This window comes from Clavibacter zhangzhiyongii, from assembly GCF_014775655.1.
Classification (GTDB): domain Bacteria; phylum Actinomycetota; class Actinomycetes; order Actinomycetales; family Microbacteriaceae; genus Clavibacter; species Clavibacter zhangzhiyongii.
In genome coordinates, this window is the sequence record NZ_CP061274.1 from 1533898 (window position 1) to 1552151 (window position 18254).

18 protein-coding genes are annotated in these 18254 nt (G+C 75.2%); 14 read left to right on the forward strand and 4 right to left on the reverse strand.

The window, feature by feature from the left end:
• Nucleotides 1–13 precede the first annotated feature (13 nt).
• The 8 genes from H9X71_RS07315 (at nt 14) to H9X71_RS07350 (ending at nt 6977) form a co-directional block, all read left to right on the forward strand.
• The gene (locus tag H9X71_RS07315; RefSeq protein WP_191148994.1) at nt 14–916 is read left to right on the forward strand and encodes an ABC transporter ATP-binding protein; all 903 of its coding nucleotides are present in this window, start codon (nt 14–16) and stop codon (nt 914–916) included.
• On the forward strand, nt 913–1611 hold the full coding sequence (locus H9X71_RS07320; protein ID WP_191148995.1) for an ABC transporter permease: 699 nt from the start codon (nt 913–915) through the stop codon (nt 1609–1611). The genes H9X71_RS07315 and H9X71_RS07320 overlap by 4 nt, the downstream gene beginning before the upstream one ends.
• Complete coding sequence (locus H9X71_RS07325; protein WP_191148996.1) at nt 1608–2333, forward strand: ABC transporter permease; 726 nt, start codon at nt 1608–1610, stop codon at nt 2331–2333. Before H9X71_RS07320 ends, H9X71_RS07325 begins: the two co-directional genes overlap by 4 nt.
• Before the next feature lie 14 nt (nt 2334–2347).
• Nucleotides 2348–3274, forward strand: coding sequence for an ABC transporter substrate-binding protein (locus H9X71_RS07330; protein ID WP_191148997.1), 927 nt, complete (start codon nt 2348–2350; stop codon nt 3272–3274).
• Between the two features lie 145 nt (nt 3275–3419).
• A complete protein-coding gene (locus H9X71_RS07335; RefSeq protein WP_236007250.1) occupies nt 3420–3869 on the forward strand; it encodes a DUF3618 domain-containing protein in 450 nt (149 codons plus the stop codon).
• Nucleotides 3866–5086 carry a type III polyketide synthase gene (locus tag H9X71_RS07340; protein ID WP_191149117.1) on the forward strand — a complete coding sequence of 407 codons (1221 nt, stop codon included), beginning with the start codon at nt 3866–3868 and terminating at the stop codon, nt 5084–5086. The genes H9X71_RS07335 and H9X71_RS07340 overlap by 4 nt, the downstream gene beginning before the upstream one ends.
• Nucleotides 5086–5790, forward strand: coding sequence for a class I SAM-dependent methyltransferase (locus H9X71_RS07345; RefSeq protein ID WP_191148999.1), 705 nt, complete (start codon nt 5086–5088; stop codon nt 5788–5790). Before H9X71_RS07340 ends, H9X71_RS07345 begins: the two co-directional genes overlap by 1 nt.
• Nucleotides 5787–6977 (forward strand): FAD-dependent oxidoreductase, encoded by a 1191-nt coding sequence (locus H9X71_RS07350; protein WP_191149000.1) that lies wholly within the window; start codon nt 5787–5789, stop codon nt 6975–6977. Before H9X71_RS07345 ends, H9X71_RS07350 begins: the two co-directional genes overlap by 4 nt.
• On the opposite strand, the gene H9X71_RS07355 is transcribed toward H9X71_RS07350, so the two are convergent.
• Nucleotides 6970–7824, reverse strand: a complete 855-nt coding sequence (locus H9X71_RS07355) for a UbiA family prenyltransferase (protein WP_191149001.1) — start codon at nt 7822–7824, stop codon at nt 6970–6972. The genes H9X71_RS07350 and H9X71_RS07355 overlap by 8 nt on opposite strands.
• The gene (locus H9X71_RS07360; RefSeq protein WP_191149002.1) at nt 7821–8291 is read right to left on the reverse strand and encodes a GNAT family N-acetyltransferase; all 471 of its coding nucleotides are present in this window, start codon (nt 8289–8291) and stop codon (nt 7821–7823) included. The genes H9X71_RS07355 and H9X71_RS07360 overlap by 4 nt, the downstream gene beginning before the upstream one ends.
• A gap of 56 nt (nt 8292–8347) precedes the next feature.
• Here H9X71_RS07360 and H9X71_RS07365 point away from each other — a divergent pair, with 56 nt between their 5' ends.
• Nucleotides 8348–8869: a GNAT family N-acetyltransferase gene (locus tag H9X71_RS07365; RefSeq protein WP_191149003.1), complete on the forward strand. Its 522-nt coding sequence runs from the start codon at nt 8348–8350 to the stop codon at nt 8867–8869.
• 306 nt (nt 8870–9175) lie between these two features.
• Here H9X71_RS07365 and H9X71_RS07370 read toward each other — a convergent pair whose 3' ends face one another.
• Nucleotides 9176–9598 carry a hypothetical protein gene (locus H9X71_RS07370; protein ID WP_191149004.1) on the reverse strand — a complete coding sequence of 141 codons (423 nt, stop codon included), beginning with the start codon at nt 9596–9598 and terminating at the stop codon, nt 9176–9178.
• A gap of 379 nt (nt 9599–9977) precedes the next feature.
• Between H9X71_RS07370 and H9X71_RS07375 the strand changes: the two genes are divergently transcribed.
• The 4 genes from H9X71_RS07375 to cydC are packed head-to-tail and all read left to right on the forward strand — an operon-like array spanning nt 9978 to nt 15865.
• On the forward strand, nt 9978–11390 hold the full coding sequence (locus H9X71_RS07375; protein WP_191149005.1) for a cytochrome ubiquinol oxidase subunit I: 1413 nt from the start codon (nt 9978–9980) through the stop codon (nt 11388–11390).
• Nucleotides 11390–12394, forward strand: a complete 1005-nt coding sequence (gene cydB / locus H9X71_RS07380; RefSeq protein ID WP_191149006.1) for a cytochrome d ubiquinol oxidase subunit II — start codon at nt 11390–11392, stop codon at nt 12392–12394. The genes H9X71_RS07375 and cydB overlap by 1 nt, the downstream gene beginning before the upstream one ends.
• A 4-nt stretch (nt 12395–12398) precedes the next feature.
• Nucleotides 12399–14180 carry a thiol reductant ABC exporter subunit CydD gene (cydD, locus tag H9X71_RS07385; protein WP_191149007.1) on the forward strand — a complete coding sequence of 594 codons (1782 nt, stop codon included), beginning with the start codon at nt 12399–12401 and terminating at the stop codon, nt 14178–14180.
• Complete coding sequence (gene cydC / locus H9X71_RS07390; RefSeq protein ID WP_191149008.1) at nt 14177–15865, forward strand: thiol reductant ABC exporter subunit CydC; 1689 nt, start codon at nt 14177–14179, stop codon at nt 15863–15865. The genes cydD and cydC overlap by 4 nt, the downstream gene beginning before the upstream one ends.
• Nucleotides 15866–15902: 37 nt before the next feature.
• Here the strand turns inward: cydC and H9X71_RS07395 are convergent, their stop codons facing one another.
• Nucleotides 15903–16721, reverse strand: coding sequence for an aminotransferase class IV (locus H9X71_RS07395; protein WP_191146511.1), 819 nt, complete (start codon nt 16719–16721; stop codon nt 15903–15905).
• Nucleotides 16722–16774: 53 nt separating this feature from the next.
• On the opposite strand from H9X71_RS07395, the gene H9X71_RS07400 reads away from it, so the two are divergent.
• Nucleotides 16775–18226, forward strand: a complete 1452-nt coding sequence (locus H9X71_RS07400; protein ID WP_191146512.1) for an anthranilate synthase component I family protein — start codon at nt 16775–16777, stop codon at nt 18224–18226.
• Nucleotides 18227–18254 lie beyond the last annotated feature (28 nt).

Below are 18254 nucleotides of genomic sequence, written 5' to 3' on the forward strand. Positions count from 1 at the left end.
GAATGAGCCACCCATGATCGAGTTCCACCACGTCCGCAAGCAGTACCCGGACGGCACCCTCGCGATCGAGGACTTCAGCCTCGTCGTCCCGTCGAGGACGACGACCGTCCTCGTCGGATCCTCCGGCTGCGGCAAGACCACCCTCATGCGCATGATCAACCGGATGGTGGACCCCACGTCCGGCCGCATCGAGATCGACGGCCAGGACATCGCCGGCCAGGACGCCGTGAAGCTCCGCCGCAGCATCGGCTACGTGATGCAGAACTCCGGCCTCCTGCCGCACCGCAAGGTGGTCGACAACATCGCCACCGTGCCGCGCCTCACCGGCGTCGACAAGCGGACGGCGCGCGAGGACGCCCTCCGCCTCATGGACACCGTGGGCCTCGACCGCTCCATGGCCGACCGCTACCCGTCGCAGCTCTCCGGCGGCCAGCAGCAGCGCGTGGGCGTGGCCCGCGGCCTCGCCGTCGACCCGAACATCCTGCTGATGGACGAGCCCTTCGGCGCCGTCGACCCGCTCGTGCGCGACGACCTCCAGCAGGAGCTCATCCGCCTGCGCACCCAGCTCGACAAGACCGTCGTCTTCGTGACCCACGACATCGACGAGGCGTTCCTGCTCGGCGACCAGGTCGTGATCCTCGAGAAGGGCGGCCGCATCGCCCAGCAGGGCACGCCGCAGGAGATCCTCTCGAACCCGGCGAACGACTTCGTCCGCGACTTCGTGGGCGCCGACAAGGGCAAGCGCGCGCTGCACCTCGAGGAGACCGGCACGGGCCGCGTCCTCGTCGACCGCGACGGCCGGCTCGTCGGCGTGCTCGACGACGAGGGCCGGGCGCGCACGACCGCATCCGCATCAGACGAGGCGGGGGCCGCGCACGCCCCCGGTGCTCCGGCGCAGGGTGCGGGACCCGCGTGAACTGGGTCCTCGCGAACATCGACACGGTCCTCGAGCTGGCCGTCGCGCACGTCGCCCTCTCCGCGATCCCCGTCATCCTCGGCCTCGTGATCTCGCTGCCCCTCGGGTGGCTGGCCAACCGTTACCGCCGGGCCCGCGGCTCGCTGCTCGCCGTCGGCGGCGCGCTGTACACGATCCCGTCGATCGCCCTGCTGCTCTCCATCCCGGCGATCATCGGCACGACGATCATCGACCCCCTCAACGTCGTCGTCGCCCTCAGCGTGTACGCCGTCGCGCTCATGATCCGGATCACCGCGGACGCCCTGGCCTCGGTCCCCGAGGACGTCAAGCAGTCCGCGACCGCCATGGGCTACGCCGGCTGGGCGCGCTTCTGGCGCGTCGAGCTGCCGCTGGCCGGGCCCGTCCTGCTCGCCGGGCTCCGGGTCGTCTCGGTCAGCACGGTCAGCATGGTGACCGTCGGGTCGCTCTCCGGCATCCAGAGCCTCGGCACGATGATCCTCAGCGGATACCGGCGCCAGTTCTACACGGAGATCCTCACCGGCATCGTCGGCATCCTCGTGATCTCGCTCGTGTTCGACCTCCTGCTGGTCCTCGCGGGCCGGCTCCTCATGCCGTGGGCCCGCACGCCGTCCCTCCGCGCACGGTCGCGCTCCGCGCGCCGCGCCGCCCTCGTCACGGAGGCGAGCGCCTCGTGAACCTCTTCGCCGAGGCCTTCGGCCTCCTCTTCGACGGCTCCCGCTGGGGCGGCGGCACCGGGTACGGGACGCGCCTCCTCGAGCACCTGACCTACACCGGTCTCGCGATGGGGCTCGCCGCGCTCGTCGCCGTGCCCGCCGGGCTCTACATCGGCCACACGGGTCGCGGACGCAACGTCGCCGTCGCCTTCTCGGGCGGGCTCCGCGCCCTGCCCACGCTGGGTGTGCTGGTGCTCCTCGGCCTGCTGTTCGGCATCGGGCTCACGGGTCCGATCCTCACGTTCTCCGTCCTCGGCATCCCCCCGCTGCTCGCCGGTGTCTACGCCGGCATCCAGGCCGTCGACCGCCCCGCGATCGACGCCGCCCGCGCGGTGGGCATGACGGAGTGGCAGATCCTCGGTCGGGTCGAGATCCCGCTGGCGCTCCCGCTCATCATCAGCGGGTTCCGCGCAGCGACCCTGCAGGTCGTGAGTACCGTCACGCTGGGCGCCTTCCTGGGGCTCGGCGGCCTCGGGCGGGACATCTTCACCGGCCTCACCACACGCGACTTCCCCCTGCTCCTGGCGTCGTCGATCCTCGTCACCGCGCTCGCGCTGGTCGTGGACGCCGTCTTCGCGATCGCGCAGCGCCTCGTGATCCCGCGCGGCGTCGTCGCCGCGGCGGGACGCACCCCCGACTCCGCCCGGGCCTCGTCGAGGCCGGGCGTCAGCACCACATCCTGAAAGGAACACAGCACATGTCCCACAGCATCACCCGCCGGCTCCTCGTCGGCACCGTCGCGCTGGGCACCGCGATGGCCCTCGCCGGCTGCTCGTCCGGCGACCCCCTCGACACCTCGGGCGGATCCGGTTCGGCCGCCCCCTCCGACACCATCTCCGTCGGCTCCGCCGCGTTCGGCGAGAACGTCATCCTCGCCGAGGTGTACGCGCAGGCCCTCGAGGCCAACGACGTGAAGGTCACCCGCAACCTGCAGATCGGCGAGCGCGAGGTCTACCTCAAGGCGCTCGAGGAGGGGTCCATCGACCTCATCCCCGAGTACACGGGCAACCTGCTCGCCGCGTACGACGCCGACTCGACCGCGACCTCCAGCGACGACGTGTACTCCGCGCTGGGCTCGGCCCTGCCCGACGGCTTCGAGGTGCTCGACGAGTCGCCCGCCGAGGACAAGGACTCCTACAACGTCACCAAGGAGTACTCGGAGTCCGAGGGCGTCACGAGCCTCGCCGACCTCGAGGGCAAGACCGTCCGCGTCGGCGGCGGCGCCGTCCTGGGCGAGCGCGAGTACGGGATCCCCGGCCTCACCGACGTGTACGGCGTCGACGCGAGCCTCGTCACCATCGAGGACCAAGGCGGCCCCAACACCGTCAAGGCGCTCCTCGACGGCCAGGTCGACATCGCGAACATCTACACGACGACCCCGTCGATCCTCGACAACGGCTTCGTCACGCTCGAGGACCCCGAGAACCTCATCAAGGCGCAGAACGTCGTGCCGCTCGTGAAGACGGCGAAGATGAACGCCGACATCACGGCCGTGCTCGACACGGTGTCGGCCGCGCTGACCACCGAGGACCTCACCGAGATGAACCGCCGCAACCAGGGCGACGAGAAGGCGGAGCCCGCCGACATCGCCGCCGACTGGCTGAAGGAGAAGGCCCTCTTCTAGGAGGGGACGTCCGGGCGGCGACGCCCGGGACACCGCGAGGGGCCGACGCGCGAGCGCCGGCCCCTCGCCCCGTCGGCGCCCGTGCGGGGCACGACGGAGCAGAATGGACCCACCGCATGCCCCACCCGATGACAGGAGCCCGCGCATGGCGAAGAAGAAGTCCCCGACCGGCGAGGTGAGCGTCCTCGGCGCCGTGACGACGGTCGCCCGCGAGGTGCGCAAGCACAAGATGGTCGCCGAGTCCGCGCCGCGCGGCCAGGGCGCCAACGTCCCGCCCGCGCCCAAGCGCAGCCCCGAGGAGCTGAAGCGCGACATCCGCGCCGGCCGCGACGAGCTCGCGCGCACCGTCCGCGAGCTCGAGACCGCGCTCGACGTGCCCGCCCGCGCGTCCGAGCTGAAGGCCGGGGCCTCGACCCGGGCCCGCCGCATCCGCGACGACGTCGTCGCCCGCGTCCGCAGCACCACGGACGACGTCACGACCCGCACCCGCGCCTTCACGCGTGAGGAGCCCGGCCTCGCCGCGTCGATCGGCGCGGGCGCCGTGGCCGTCGTCCTCGCGGTCGGCGCCGCCGTCGTCTCCGGCGGCCGACGCTGATCCCCTCGATCCGCTCCATCGCCACGGCGCTGCCGCCGACGGTCCTCGCGCAGGAGGGCGTGCGCGACCTCTTCGGGAGCCAGCCCGAGCTCGGCCGCCTCGGGACGCGGCTCGTGTCCGCGGCCTTCGGGGCGTCGGGCATCCGCACGCGGCACACGGTCATCCGGGAGCTGGGCACCGCGCCCGGCATGGCCGGCGCCGACGCGCCCGCCGACCCCGCGGACGGCGAGCCCGTCTTCTACGACCGCACGACCGGCCGGATCCTCACGCCCGGCACCGGCGCGCGCAACGACACGTACATCCGGGAGGCGCCCGCCCTCCTGCTCGGCGCCGCGCGCCAGGCCGTGGAGGAGGCCGCCGGGATCGAGGCCGCCGACGTCACCCACGTCGTCACCGTCTCCTGCACCGGCTTCTACGCGCCCGGACCCGACTACGCCGTCGTGCGCGGCCTCAGGCTCGGCGCGGCGACGCAGCGCTTCCACCTCGGCTTCATGGGCTGCTACGGCGCGTTCCCCGCCCTCCGGATGGCGGCGCAGTTCTGCGCCGCCGACCCGGACGCCGTCGTCCTCGTCGTGTGCGTGGAGCTCTGCTCGCTGCACCTGCACTCGTCCGACGACGCCGACACGATCGTCGCGTCCTCCGTCTTCGGCGACGGCGCCGCGGCCGCGATCGTGACCGCACGGCCCGCGCCCGCGGGATCCACCGTGCTCGACCTCGACGCGTTCGAGACCGTCCTCACGCCCGTCGGCGAGGACGACATGGCGTGGACCATCGGCGACCAGGGCTTCGACATGGTGCTCTCGAGCTACGTGCCGAAGATCATCGACGAGCACATCACCGGCGCGCTCGAGCCGCTGTGGGCGCAGGTGCCGGCGCTCCAGGGCGTCGCGCCGGCGGACGTCGAGGACTGGGCGATCCACCCGGGCGGCCGCAGCATCCTCGACCGCGTGGAGGACCGGCTCGCGCTGGCCCCCGCGCAGCTGCAGGCCTCGCGGTCGACGCTCGCGGAGGTGGGCAACATGTCGAGCGCGACCGTGCTGTTCGTGCTCCGGCGGATCCTGCACCGCACGCCGCCCGCGGACGTGCCGGGCGTCGAGCACGGCGACCTGGCCGCTCCCGTCGCGGCCTCCGGCGCCGGCGCCGGCCGTGTGTGCGCCATGGCGTTCGGCCCCGGCCTCACCGTCGAGACGGCGCTGATGACCCGCCGCACCGCCTGATGGACCTGTCCCGCCGCGACGCGGAGCTGACCGAGCTCATGGACGACCCGGACTGCGATCCGGTCGCGCTCGAGCGGACGTACGCGCGGTTCGCGCTCGTCAACCGCGTCGTGGCGGGGTGGCGCGGGGTGTACCGGTCGAGGATCCGCCCGCTCCTGTCGGCCTCGCGGGAGACGTCGCTCGCCGACCTCGGGTCCGGCGGCGGCGACGTGCCGCTCGCGCTGGCCCGGTGGGCGCGCCGCGACGGGCTGCGGCTGCGCGTCGTGGGGCTCGACCCGGACCCCCGTGCCGCCGCATTCACGCGGAGCCTGCCGGCGGATCCCGACGTCGAGTTCCTCCGCGCGTCGAGCGCCGACCTCGTGGCCGACGGCCGCCGCTTCGACCTCGTGACGAGCAACCACGTGCTGCACCACCTCGACGAGGCCGCGATCGACGGGCTGCTCGCCGACTCCGCCGCGCTCGCGCCGCGGGCGATCCACAGCGACATCGCCCGGGGCCGCTTCGCCTACGCCGCCTACGGTCCGCTGTCCCGACTCGTGGCCGACGGGTCGTTCGTGCACGTCGACGGGCTCCGCTCGATCCGCCGCAGCTGGACGCCGGTCGAGCTGGCCCTCCGCGTCCCGGCCGGGTGGCGCGTCGAGGGGGCCGTGCCCTTCCGCGTGCTCGTGGTGCGCGACCCGGCAGCGCGCGGCGCCGTCCGATGAGCCGCCTCGACGCGCTGGTCGTGGGCGGCGGGCCCGTGGGGATCCACCTGGCGGCGCTCCTCGCGCAGGCCGGCCTCGACGTGCGCGTCTGGGAGGCGCGGGCGGAGCCGGCGCTGCTGTCCCGCGCGATCGGGATCCACGCGCCCGCGCTCGACGCGTTCGACCGGCTCGGCGTCGCCGACGAGATGGTCGCCGAGGCCGTGCTCGTGCGGCACGGCATCGCGATGTCCGGGGGCCGGCCCATCGGCCGCGTGGCGTTCGCCGGCGTCTCGGCCACGCATCCGTACGTGGCCGCGCTGCCGCAGTGGCGCACCGAGGCGATCCTCGTGCGCCGACTCGCCGCGCTCGCGCCGGACGCGCTCCGTCGCGGGGTCGCGCTCACCGGGCTGGACGTCGATCCCGTCGCGGCGGCCGACGGCGGCGTCCGCGCCACCGGGACGGACGCCGACGGCCGGCCCGTCGAGGTCCGCGCCCGCCTCGTGATCGGCGCGGACGGCACGCGCGGCGCGGTCCGGGAGCTCCTCGGCATCGCCGTCGACGAGCGCCCGCTGCCCGACCGCTTCCTCATGGGCGACGCGCCCGACACCACCGACGGCGGGGACGACGCCGTCATCACGCTGCACCCGGACGGCGTCGTCGAGTCCTTCCCGCTGCCGGGCGGCATGCGCCGCTGGGTCGTCGGGGTGCGCGCGGGGGAGCGGGGCGGGGATCCCGCGGAGACCGTCGCCGCGACCGTGCGGGCGCGCACCGGGCACGTCGTGGACCCCCGGGACCTCGGACCCGTGAGCGGCTTCGGCGTCCGACGCCGGCTCGCGAGGCGGATGTCGGCGGGGCGCGCGCTGATCATCGGCGACGCGGCCCATGAGATCAGCCCCATCGGCGGGCAGGGCATGAACCTCGGCTGGCTCGACGCGGACGCCCTCGCGCCGATCCTCGTCGACGCGGTCCGGGGTCGCGACGGCGTGCCGGATCCCGCGCGCATCGCCCGCTGGGAGCGCGACCGCCTGGCGAGCGCGCGGCGCGCGGCCGTGCAGTCGGAGATCAACACGGCGCTCGGGCGGCCGGTCCGCGGGCTGACGCGCGTCGTCCGGGACGCGGGGCTCCGCGCGGTCCTCGCGTCGCCGGCCGCGGCGGGCCTCGCGTCGGTCTACGCCATGGGACGGGACGCGGGCGCGCGCGTCAGGTGAGACGCGTCGCGTTCAGCGCGACCTGCGCGACCAGCAGCAGCGACGCCGCCATGATCAGCTGGAACAGCAGCCGACCCGGCGGGCGGGTCACGACGAGCACGGCGCCCCATGCGGCGATCGCGAGGGTCACCGCGAGGCCGCCGACGGCGAGGGGCGTCATCCCCGCACCGGGATCGGCGAGCACCGGCCCGACGGTCGCGGCCACCGCCCCGAGCGCGAGCGCCCCGAACGCGACGAGGCCCGAGGGCACGCGGCCGAGCCGGTGCGGGAGGCCGCGGACGCCCGTCCGCGCGTCGTCGTCGAGGTCGGGCAGCACGTTGGTGAAGTGGATGGAGACGCCGAGCACCGCGCCGGTCACCCACGCCCAGGGCGCCGCGGGCAGGGGATCCGCGGCGCCGAGCGCGACGACGGTCGGCAGGATCCCGAACGCGACCACGAACGGCACGACGCTCACCGCGGTGCGCTTGAGCCCGGCGTTGTAGGCCCAGCCGGATCCCACCAGCACGACGTGCGCGAGGAGGAACGGGGGCCCGAGCGCCGCCGACGCCACGAGGCACGCGGCCGCCGTGCTGAGCGCCCCCGCCCGCACCTGCGCGACCGTGACCTCGCCGCGCGCGACGGGCTTGTCGCCGCGGCCGACGCTGCGGTCGCGGCCCGCGTCGATCCAGTCGTTCGAGAGCCCGATGGAGAGCTGGCCGAGGAGCACCGCGAGGGCCACCGCGACGACGCGACCGGGACCGTACCCGAGCGCGACGGCGAGCCCGGCCGCCAGCACGGTGACGGTGGCGGTCGGCCCCGGGTGCGACGAGAGCGCGAGCAGGCGGACCAGCCGGAGCGGGCGGCTCACGCGAGCGTCAGCCCGTAGCAGTGGGAGCCCGCGGATCCGGCGTAGGCGCCGAAGCACTCGATCGCGGCCCAGCCCTCCCGGGCGTAGAACCGCATGGCGTCGGGCTGCTCGTGGCCGGTCTCGAGCACGAGGTCGACGACGCCGAGGTCGCGGGCGGCGTCCTCGAGGGCGCGGAGGACGGCCGTGGCGACGCCCGTGCCGCGCGCGGCGGGCACCACGTACATGCGCTTGAGCTCGGCCCACGGCGCCGCGCCCGGGCGCGCGGGGAGCAGGCGGACGCCGCCGCAGCCGAGGGGCGAGCCGTCGTCGCCGCGCGCGACGAGGAAGACGGCGACGTCGGCCGCCGTGGGCTTCGTGCCGGGCTCGGTGTCGCCGCCGTAGCGGAGGTCGAGCTCCGCCCGCTGGGCGGCGCGGAGGAGGACGGCGGCCTCGTCGTCCCAGGCGACCCGGTCGATGGTGCAGTGCATGGGTCGATCCTCCCGCACCGCGAGGACGACGCCGACCGCTCCGATAGCCTGCGGGCATGAGGATCCGCCCCGCCGAGCCCCGCGACGTCGACGACCTGCTGGACATCCGCAACGACGCGATCCTGCACTCCACCGCCCTCTGGACCGACGAGCCCGTCGACCGCGCCGAGCGCGAGGCCTGGTACGCGGAGACGACGGCCGCGGGGGATCCGATCCTCATCGCCGACGTCGACGGACGCGTCGCGGGCTACGGCACCTACGGCCCGTGGCGGCGCATGTCCGGCTACCGCTACTCCGTGGAGGACTCGGTCTACGTGCGCGAGGGGTTCCAGGGCCGGGGGATCGGCCGGGCCCTGGTGGAGGAGCTGATCGCCCACGCGCGCGCCGCGGGCAAGCGCGCGATGTTCGCCGACATCGAGGCGGGCAACGCCGGGTCGATCCGGCTGCACGAGCGGCTCGGCTTCCGGCGGGTGGGGCTGCTGCCGGGCATCGGGACGAAGTTCGGGCGGTCGCTCGACCTGGCGATCCTGCACCTCGCCCTCCAGGACGAGCCGGGCGGGGACGCTCCCCGCGACTGAGCCGTCGAGGGCGGAGGCGCGCGTCGGGCGGCGCGCGTCGGACGGCGGACGGTCGAAAGGCCCGGCACGGGGCGCGGGAACGCCACGGGTGCCGGGCCTCTCCGATGACCTCGCTCCTTCGGGGGACGCGGGAGATCACCGTGGTCCGGGAGCGGTCCGATCCGGGGGGGATGGACGGACCTGCTCGTCGGGTTGCGAGCGCCAGACCCAAGGGGGGGTAAGGGCCGTGCGCTCGATACGACTCTAGCCGGTCCCCCTTTATGCGGACACGAGGCGGTGCCCCCAGAACGAGGGACGCTCCGGGGATCAGTCCTGCGACTCGTCCAGCTCGCGGGCGCCGACGGCGACGACCGCGTCGCGGAGCGCGTGGAAGTGGTGCACCTCGAGGCCGTTGCGGAGGAGGTACGGCTCCACGCCGCCGCGGCCCGCGAGCGAGTGCAGCGCCTGGATGACGGGCGCGGGATCCCCGGCCGCGGCGTGCTGTGCGGCGTCTCGGACGTCGAGGCCGCCCGCGACGAGCGCGAGCGCCGCGACGAGCACGTCCTCCGCGGTCGCCGTGCGGGCGTCGTAGCGCGCGGCCGTGCCGGCCTCGACGCGCTCGGCGGCCTCGGCGACGCGCCCGGCGAGGAGGGCGCCGTCGGCCACGAGGATGCCGACGTAGACGGAGGCGGACGCGGTGGATCCGAGCGCGAGGCCGGGTGCCCGGGAGGCGGGGGCGGAGGAGGTCATGGCGGCCCTTCGGTCGGGTCGTGCGGTCCGGGTGGGGATGGGTCGTCGTCCGGGGCCCGGAGACGGGTGGGGCTCGCGCGGAGGCGGGCGCACCGGGTCGACGCCGATCCGGATGCGTGGTCCGAGCGTCGCCCGGGCGGGTGAACGACGGGTGGCCGCCGCACCGCCGGGCGGCGAACGCGACCCGACCGGGATCCCCGCGGACGCTCGCGTCAGGCGTCTACAAGTCGTAGAATGAAGGGGTCGCGATGGAGCCTCAGACCCGCACGATCCACCCTCCACAGGAAGCGCATCCGGTCGCCATGACACCGCATCCCGCCCCCGCCCCCGCCCCCGCCCCTGCCGACCGCCCGCGCTCCCGCCGTACCGGTCGCCCCGAGTGAACGACCTCCTCGACCCGCTCCTGCTCTCCCGCTGGCAGTTCGGCCTGACGACCGTCTACCACTTCCTCTTCGTGCCGCTCACGATCGGCATGGCCTTCGTCTGCGCGCTGTACCAGACGGCCTGGGTGCGCACCGGGAAGCAGCACTACCTGCGGCTCACCCGGTTCTTCGGGAGGATCTTCCTCATCAACTTCGCGATGGGCACCGTCACGGGCATCGTCCAGGAGTTCCAGTTCGGCATGAACTGGTCGGAGTACTCGCGTTTCGTGGGCGACGTCTTCGGTGCCCCGCTCGCGCTCGAGGGGCTCCTCGCGTTCTTCCTCGAGGCGTCCTTCATCGGCGTGTGGATCTTCGGCTGGGACAAGCTCCCGAAGGGGCTGCACCTCGCGTCGATCTGGGTGGTCTCGGTCGCGTCGATCCTGTCGGCTTACTTCATCCTCGCGGCCAACGCCTTCATGCAGAACCCCGTCGGCTTCCGCATCGATGAGGAGCGCGGGCGCGCCGAGCTCACCGACATATGGGCGCTGCTCACCAACAAGGTCGCCCTCGCGGCGTTCCCGCACACGATCTCCGCGAGCTTCATGTGCGCGGCCGCGGTCATCATCTCGGTCGCCGCCTGGCACCTCTCGCGCAACCAGCACCTCGACACGATGATGCCGGCCATGCGCTTCGGCATGTGGTTCATGGTCGTCTCGGGCGCGCTCACCATCCTCTCGGGCGACCAGCTCGGGCTCGCGATGGTGCAGACGCAGCCGATGAAGATGGCGGCCGCGGAGGCGCACTACGACACCTCCTCCGGCGCCGCCGCGTCGTTCTCGGTCTTCACGTGGGGTACGCCCGACGGGTCGAGCGAGCTGTTCTCCATCCGCATCCCGTACCTGCTCTCGTTCCTCTCGACGCACACGCTCGACGGCACGGTCCAGGGCATCAACGACCTGCAGGCGCAGTACGTCCAGAGCTACGGCCCCGGCGACTACACGCCGACCATCTGGGTCACCTACTGGGCGTTCCGCTGGATGATCGGCTTCGGCATGGCCGCCATCGGCGTGGCGGTCGCCGGCCTCTGGCTCACGCGCCGCGGCCGCGCCGTCCCGCGGCCGTGGATGTGGAAGGTCGCCATCTGGGCGGCCCCGCTGCCGCTGCTCGCGATGACCGTCGGCTGGATCTTCACGGAGATGGGCCGCCAGCCGTGGATCGTCTTCAGCCTGCTGCAGACCTCGTCGGCCGTCTCGCCGAACGTGACCGGCATCCAGGTGCTGCTCTCGCTCGTCGCGTTCACGGTCGTCTACGGCTCGCTCGCGGTGGTGGAGTTCCGCCTCATCCTGAAGGCGGCGCAGAGGGGGCCGGATCCGGAGACGGCGCCCGACCCCGAGACGGGCGAGGTCGTCCGGGAAGCGAGCGTCTACTGATGGACCTGCCCACCCTCTGGTTCGGCGTCATCGCCTTCCTCTTCGTCGGCTACTTCGTGCTCGACGGCTTCGACTTCGGCGTGGGCATGAGCCTGCCGTTCCTCGCGAGGGACGACACCGACCGACGCGTGCTCATCAACACCATCGGACCCGTGTGGGACCTCAACGAGACGTGGCTCATCGTCGCCGGCGCCGCCCTGTTCGCCGCGTTCCCCGAGTGGTACGCCACCATGTTCAGCGGCTTCTACCTGCTGCTGCTCGCGATCCTCATCACCCTCATCCTCCGCGGCGTCTCGTTCGAGTACCGGCACCAGGGGGCGTCCGACCGGTGGCGCCGGTCCTTCGACGTGATGATCGTGATCGGCTCGGTCGTGCCCTCCTTTCTCTGGGGCGTCGTGTTCGCGAACGTGGTGCGCGGCGTGCCCATGGACGCGAACCACGACTACACGGGTTCCACGCTCGACCTGCTGAACCCGTACGCGCTGCTCGGCGGCCTCACGACGCTGTCGCTGTTCCTCGTGAACGGGCTGCAGTTCGCGGCGCTCAAGACGGACGGCCCGATCCGCGCCCGCGCCCGCCTGCTCTCGATGCGCGTCGGGGCGGCGACCATCGTGATCGCGGCGGCCTTCCTCGTCTGGACCACGCTCGCGCACGGGTCGCCGCTGTCCGGTCTCGTCTCGGCGCTGGCGGCCGTCGCCCTCGTCGGGTCCTACATCGCGAACGTGCGGGGACGCGAGCGCTGGGCGTTCGGCCTGCTCGCGGCGACCATCGCGCTCGCGGTCGCCAGCCTCTTCACGGCGCTGCACCCGTTCGTGATGCCCGCGTCCAACATCCCCGCGAACGGGCTGACGCTCGAGAACGCGTCGTCGTCGCCGTACACGCTGACGATCATGACGTGGGCCGCGGGCTTCGCGCTGCCGCTGATCCTGGCCTACCAGGGCTGGACGTACTGGGTGTTCCGGAAGCGCATCACGCGCGCCGTCATCGCCCAGGCCGCCCACTGACGCCGTGAAGCCCCTCGATCCCCGGCTCCTGCGGCACTCCGTCCGCGCGCGGGCGATGCTCGCGGTGGGCGCCCTCGTCGGCGTCGTGCAGACCGTCGCGCTCGTCGGCTTCTGCTGGTCGCTCACGCAGCTCGTCGTGCAGGCGATCGCCGGGCGCACGGCGGCGGAGCTCGGGCCCGCGCTCGTGCTCGTCGTCGCGTCCGCGCTCGTGCGGGGCGTCGCCGGCTGGCTGCTCGACGTGGTCGGGGCGCGCGGCGCCGCGCAGGTCACCGCCGAGCTCCGCCGGCGTGCGCTCCGGGCGATCGCCGACCTCGGCCCCGCCTGGACCGCCGGCCGGAGCCGCGCGCGCCTCACCACGGTCGTCGGCCCGGGGCTCGACGCGCTCGACCCCTACTTCGCGCGGTACGTGCCGCAGCTCATCCTCACGGCGCTCGCCACGCCCGTCGTCGTGGGGGTGCTGCTGCTGGCCGATCCGCTCACGGGCGTCACCGTCATCGCGACGCTCCCCGTGATCCCCGTCTTCATGGTGCTCGTCGGCTGGGCCACGCAGGAGGTGCAGCGGCGGCAGTGGTCCACGCTCACCGAGCTCGCCTCGGGGTTCCTCGACGTGGTCGACGGGCTCTCCACGCTCCTCGTCTTCGGGCGCGCCCGGCGGCAGACCGCGCGCATCCGCCGCATCACCGAGGAGCACCGCGTCGAGACGATGCGCGTGCTCCGCATCTCGTTCCTCTCGGGCTTCGTGCTGGAGCTCGCGGCGTCGCTGTCGGTCGCGCTCGTCGCGGTGTCGGTGGGCGTGCGCCTCATCGGCGGGCAGCTCGACCTCGAGGTGGGGCTGTTCGTGCTGCTGCTCGCGCCCGAGGCGTTCCTGCCGATCCGGCAGGTGGGCGTGCAGTTCCACGCGGCGGCCGAGGGGGTGGCGGCCTCGGACGACGTGCTCGGGATCCTCGAGGAGGCGGAGGCCGCGGCGGGCCGGGACGCCGCCGCGCCCGGGTCGCGTCCGGCTGCATCACGCGCGGGGGACGCCCTCGTCGTCCGGGGCCTAAGCGTCCTGCGGGGCGACCGGCCCGTGCTCGTCGACCTGTCGGCGCGGTTCCCCCGGGGGCGCGTCACGGCGGTGACCGGGCCGAGCGGCGCGGGGAAGTCGTCGCTGCTCGGGGCGCTCCTCGGCCAGCTGCCCGCGACGGGCGCCGTCGGCTGGACGGCGGACGGCGCCCGGACGGGCGACGCCGCGGCGGACGACCCGCGGCCGCCGCTGCCGACGGAGATCGCGTGGGCCGGTCAGCGGCCGGGGCTCATGGCCGGGACCGTGCGGGAGAACGTGGCGCTCGGCGTCGCGGATCCCGACGACGCCCTCGTCCGCCGGGCCCTCGCGCTCGCGGCCGCCGACGGCATCGACCCCGACCTCCGCCTCGGCGTCGGCGGGCAGGGCCTCTCCGGCGGGCAGGCGCAGCGCGTCGCCGTCGCGCGCGCCGTGCACCGCGCCCTCGTGCTCGACTGCCCCCTCGTGCTGCTCGACGAGCCGAGCTCCGCCCTCGACGCCGCGACGGAGGCGCGCCTCGCCGAGGGGATCCGCGCGCTCGCCGACCAGGGCCGCGCCGTCGTCGTCGTGACCCACCGCGGCGCGCTCGTGCGGGCGGCGGACGCGGAGCTGCGCCTGGGCGGGGGATCCGCCGCGCCGGACGGGACCGGCGTCGGCGCATCGGCTGCGACCCCCGAGCGTGCCGCGCCCGTCGCGCCTGCGCCCGTCTCGCCCGCGCCCGCCTGGCACGCGCAGGTGGCGCCGTGAACCGCGTCGACGTCCTCCGCCTCGCGCAGCCGCCCGTCCGTCGTGCGCTGCCCGGCCTCCTCGCCGGGCTCGCCAGCGCGATCGGCGCGGTGGCGCTCCTCGCGACCTCGGCGTGGCTGATCACGCGCGCGGCCGAGCAGCCGCCCATCCTCTTCCTCGGCATGGCCATCGTCGGCGTGCGCGCCTTCGCGCTCGGCCGCGCGGGGTTCCGGTACCTCGAGCGGATCCTCAGCCACGACGCAGCATTCCGCGCCCTCGCGACGCTCCGGGCCGGCGTCTTCGAGCGGCTGCTGCCCTTCGCGCCCGCGGGCCTCCGCGACACGCGTCGCGGCGACCTCCTCTCCCGCCTCGTCGGCGACGTCGACCGGCTGCAGGACCTGCCGCTCCGCGTCGTCCAGCCGCTCGCCGTGTCGGTGCTCGTGCAGGCGGCCAGCGTCGCCGTGGTCGGGGCCGTGCTGCCGGCGGCCGGGATCGCGCTGCTGGTCGTCCTGGCGTCCGCGCTCGCCGTCGGCGTCGGCACGACCACGGCGCTCGCCGGGCGGGCCGAGACGCGGATCGCGCCGTCGAAGGCGGCGCTGCAGGACCGGGTGCTCGACGCGGTGGGCGGGCTCGACGTGCTCGCCGCGTTCGGCGCCGTGGATGCGCGCCTCGCCGACCTCGACCGGGCCGCCGACGAGCTGCGACGCGCGGAGCTGCGGAGCGCGGCCGCCGCGGGCGCCACCACGGGCGTGGTGCTCGTCGGAACGGGCGCCGTCGCGGGATGGACCGTGCTGCAGGGCGTGCCGGGGCTCGCGTCCGGCGCGCTGGATCCGGCCTGGCTCGCGCTCGCGGCGCTCGTGCCGCTCGCGCTGGTGGAGTCGGCCGTCGCCGTGCCGCTCGCGGTGCAGGCGTGGCGGCGCGTGCGCACCAGCGCCGACCGCGTGGCGGGCGCGGTGCCGGCGGAGGTGCCCGTGGAGATCCCGCGGGAGCCGGGCGGCGCGGCGACCGACGCACCGGAGGAGGCCGCGCCGGCGCGCGGCGCGACCCTCGAGGTCCGCGACCTGGTCACCCGCTGGCCGGGCGCCGCGCACGACGCCCTGGAGCCCGTGTCGCTCGTGCTGCGGCCGGGGGAGACGGTCGTGGTGCGCGGGGCGAGCGGATCCGGCAAGTCGTCGCTCGCCTCCGCCCTCGTGCGCTTCCTCGAATCGCACGGCACCTACGAGATCGACGGGGTCGACGCCCGCGCGATGGCCCCCTCGGCGGTGCGCCGGGTCGTCGGCCTCTGCGAGCAGGCGCCGCACCTGTTCGACGCGAGCATCCGGCAGAACCTCCTCTTCGCCCGCGAGGACGCGACCGACGACGACCTCCTCGGCGTGCTCGACCGGGTCGGGCTCGCGGGGTGGACGGCCGAGCGCGGCGGCCTGGACGCGCGCGTCGGCGACCGCGGCGGCCTCGTCTCGGGCGGCCAGGCGCAGCGGATCGCCCTCGCCCGCGCGCTGCTCGCCGACTTCCCGGTGCTCGTGCTCGACGAGCCCACCGCCGACGTGGACGCCGACCGCGCGGGGGCCGTGCTCCGGGACGTGCTCGCCGCCGCGCGGGATCGCGGCCGCGGGGTGCTGCTGCTGACGCACACGGACGTGCCGGCGGAGCTGGTCGACCGGACGGTGCGGATGACGCCGGAGGAGGGCGGGCGCATGGCGGGGTGACCGCCGGGGCAGCGGGTGCGCGGAGGCGCGGCGCGCGTCAGCCCGCGGGCAGCTCGCGGCGGAGCGCGTCGAGCCGTGACCGCCAGGCGCGCACCCGGCCGGGCTCGGCGGCGACCGACGGACCGCCGATCCACTCGCGCACCAGCCGGATCCCGTGCAGCGCGCTCACGGCCCAGACCTCGTGGCCGTTGAGGTCGGCGGGCCGCACGCGGTCGTGCAGCACGTCGATCCCGAGGGCCGTCGCGAGCGCGACGACGCTGCGCTCGGTGACGCTCGGGATCCGCGGCACGTCGCCCTCGACCACCGCCAGCGCGTCGCCGTGCCACCAGACGATCGCGCTGTAGGCGCCCTCGACGATCGTGCCGTCGGCGGCGAGGATCACCGCCTCGCCTGCGCCGTGCCGCGCCGCGCGGCTGCGGAGCGCGCCGAGCGCGTGCAGGTCGGGGCCCTTCACGCGGGGCATCGTGCGCGGATCCGGCCCGTCGTGGTCGCGGAGCACGACCGTCGCCGTGCGCTCCGGCGCGGGCCGCAGGAGCAGGCGGGCGACGTCGCCGTCCGGTCCGCGCAGCGCCTCGACCCGCGGGAACCAGGCGCCCGCGCGCGGCAGGGCGGCCACCGCGGCGTCGAGGAAGGCGGCGGGATCCGGGACCGCGGCGCCCTGCAGCCGCAGCGACGCGAGGAAGCGCTGCCAGTGCACGTCGAGGGCGAGGACGCGCCCCTCGTCGACGAGGAACGAGTCGGCCGCGAGGACGCGGTGGCCGACCGGACGCGCGACCTCGGCTCCTCCACCGGCGGGATCCGCGGGATCCGTCGCCCAGCCCGCGGGCGTCCACCGGAGGATCGTGTCGGAACTCATACCCTTGAGGCTAGGCGGCCGCCGGGTGCGCTCACGACCCGGGGAGGCCGCGCATGCAGCAGGGCGATCCGCGCGCGCCGCGGCCGGTCGCGGGCCGCCGCCTCGACGCCTGGCACGAGCCCGAGCACGCGTTCCTCGCGCTGCACGCCGCCGCGTCCGCCGGCGACGTCGCCTGGCTCGACGACTCGGCGGGGGAGGGCTGGAGCTACCTCGCCGCCTCCGCCGGCACCGTCGACGCGTGGCCGCACGGCCTCTTCGCGGGGCTCGCGGAGCTGCTGCCCGCGTCGCCCGGCGCGCGCCACGACACACCGCAGGACGCCCCCGGCCTGCCGGAGGGCCTCGCGTTCCGGCTCGGCGTCGTCGGCTGGATCCCGTACGACGCGTGGCCGGAGACCGTCCCGCTGCACCATGCGCCGGCCGCCGACCCCGCCGATCCCGCGGCAGCCGTCCCGCCCGCCTTCCTCCGCGTCGAGCGCCTCCTCGCCTTCGACCACGCGGCGCGGGAGGTCTGGGCGGTCGCCCGCGCGGGGGATCCGTGGCCGGGCACCGTGGAGGACGCGCTGGCGGCCGCGCGGCCCGGCGTGCCGTCGGCCGAGGACACCGCCGGGGACGCCGCCCCCGCCTGGCGCCACGACGACGACGCCTACCTCGCCCTCATCCGCTCCTGCCAGGAGTCCATCCGCCGCGGCGACGCCTACCAGCTCTGCCTCACCAACGCCGCGCACGTGCCGGGCGCCGTCGACCCGGTCCGCGTGCACCTCGCGCTCCGGGCCCTCAGCCCCACGCACCACGGCGGCTTCCTCCGCGTCGGCGGCACGGTGCTCGTCAGCGCGTCACCGGAGCGCTTCGTGGAGGTCGACGGGCACGGCACGCTGCGGACGCTCCCCATCAAGGGGACGCGGCCGCGCCACGCGGATCCCGCCGCCGACGAGCTCGCCCGCGCCGAGCTCCTCGCGAGCGACAAGGAGCGCGCCGAGAACGTCATGATCGTCGACCTCATGCGCAACGACCTCAGCCGCGTGTGCGTGCTCGGCTCGGTGCGCGTCACGAGCCTGTTCCAGGTGGAGGCGTACGCGCAGGTGCACCAGCTCGTGAGCCGCGTCGAGGGCGAGCTCGCGCCGGGCGTCTCGGCCGTCGACGCGGTGCGGGCGCTCTTCCCGGCGGGATCCATGACGGGTGCCCCGAAGTCCGCCGCGGTGGGCATCCTCCAGGCCCTCGAGCGCGGGCCCCGCGGCGTCTACGCGGGCGCGTTCGGCTGGTTCGGCGACGACGGCCGGGCCGACCTCGCCATGGTGATCCGCTCGGTGGTCGTCGCGGACGGCCGGGCGACCGTGGGCGCGGGCGGCGGCATCACGGCGCTCTCGGTGCCGGAGGAGGAGCTCGAGGAGGTGCGGGTGAAGGCGGCGCCGCTCCTTGCGGCGGTCCGCGCGGGCCGCCTGGCACCGCCGTCGGACGAGGGCGCGAGCGTCCCCCGGCCCCTCCCCAGGCCGATGCCCGGGGCCTGATCACGACCCCGCGCGCGGGTTCCGGAGC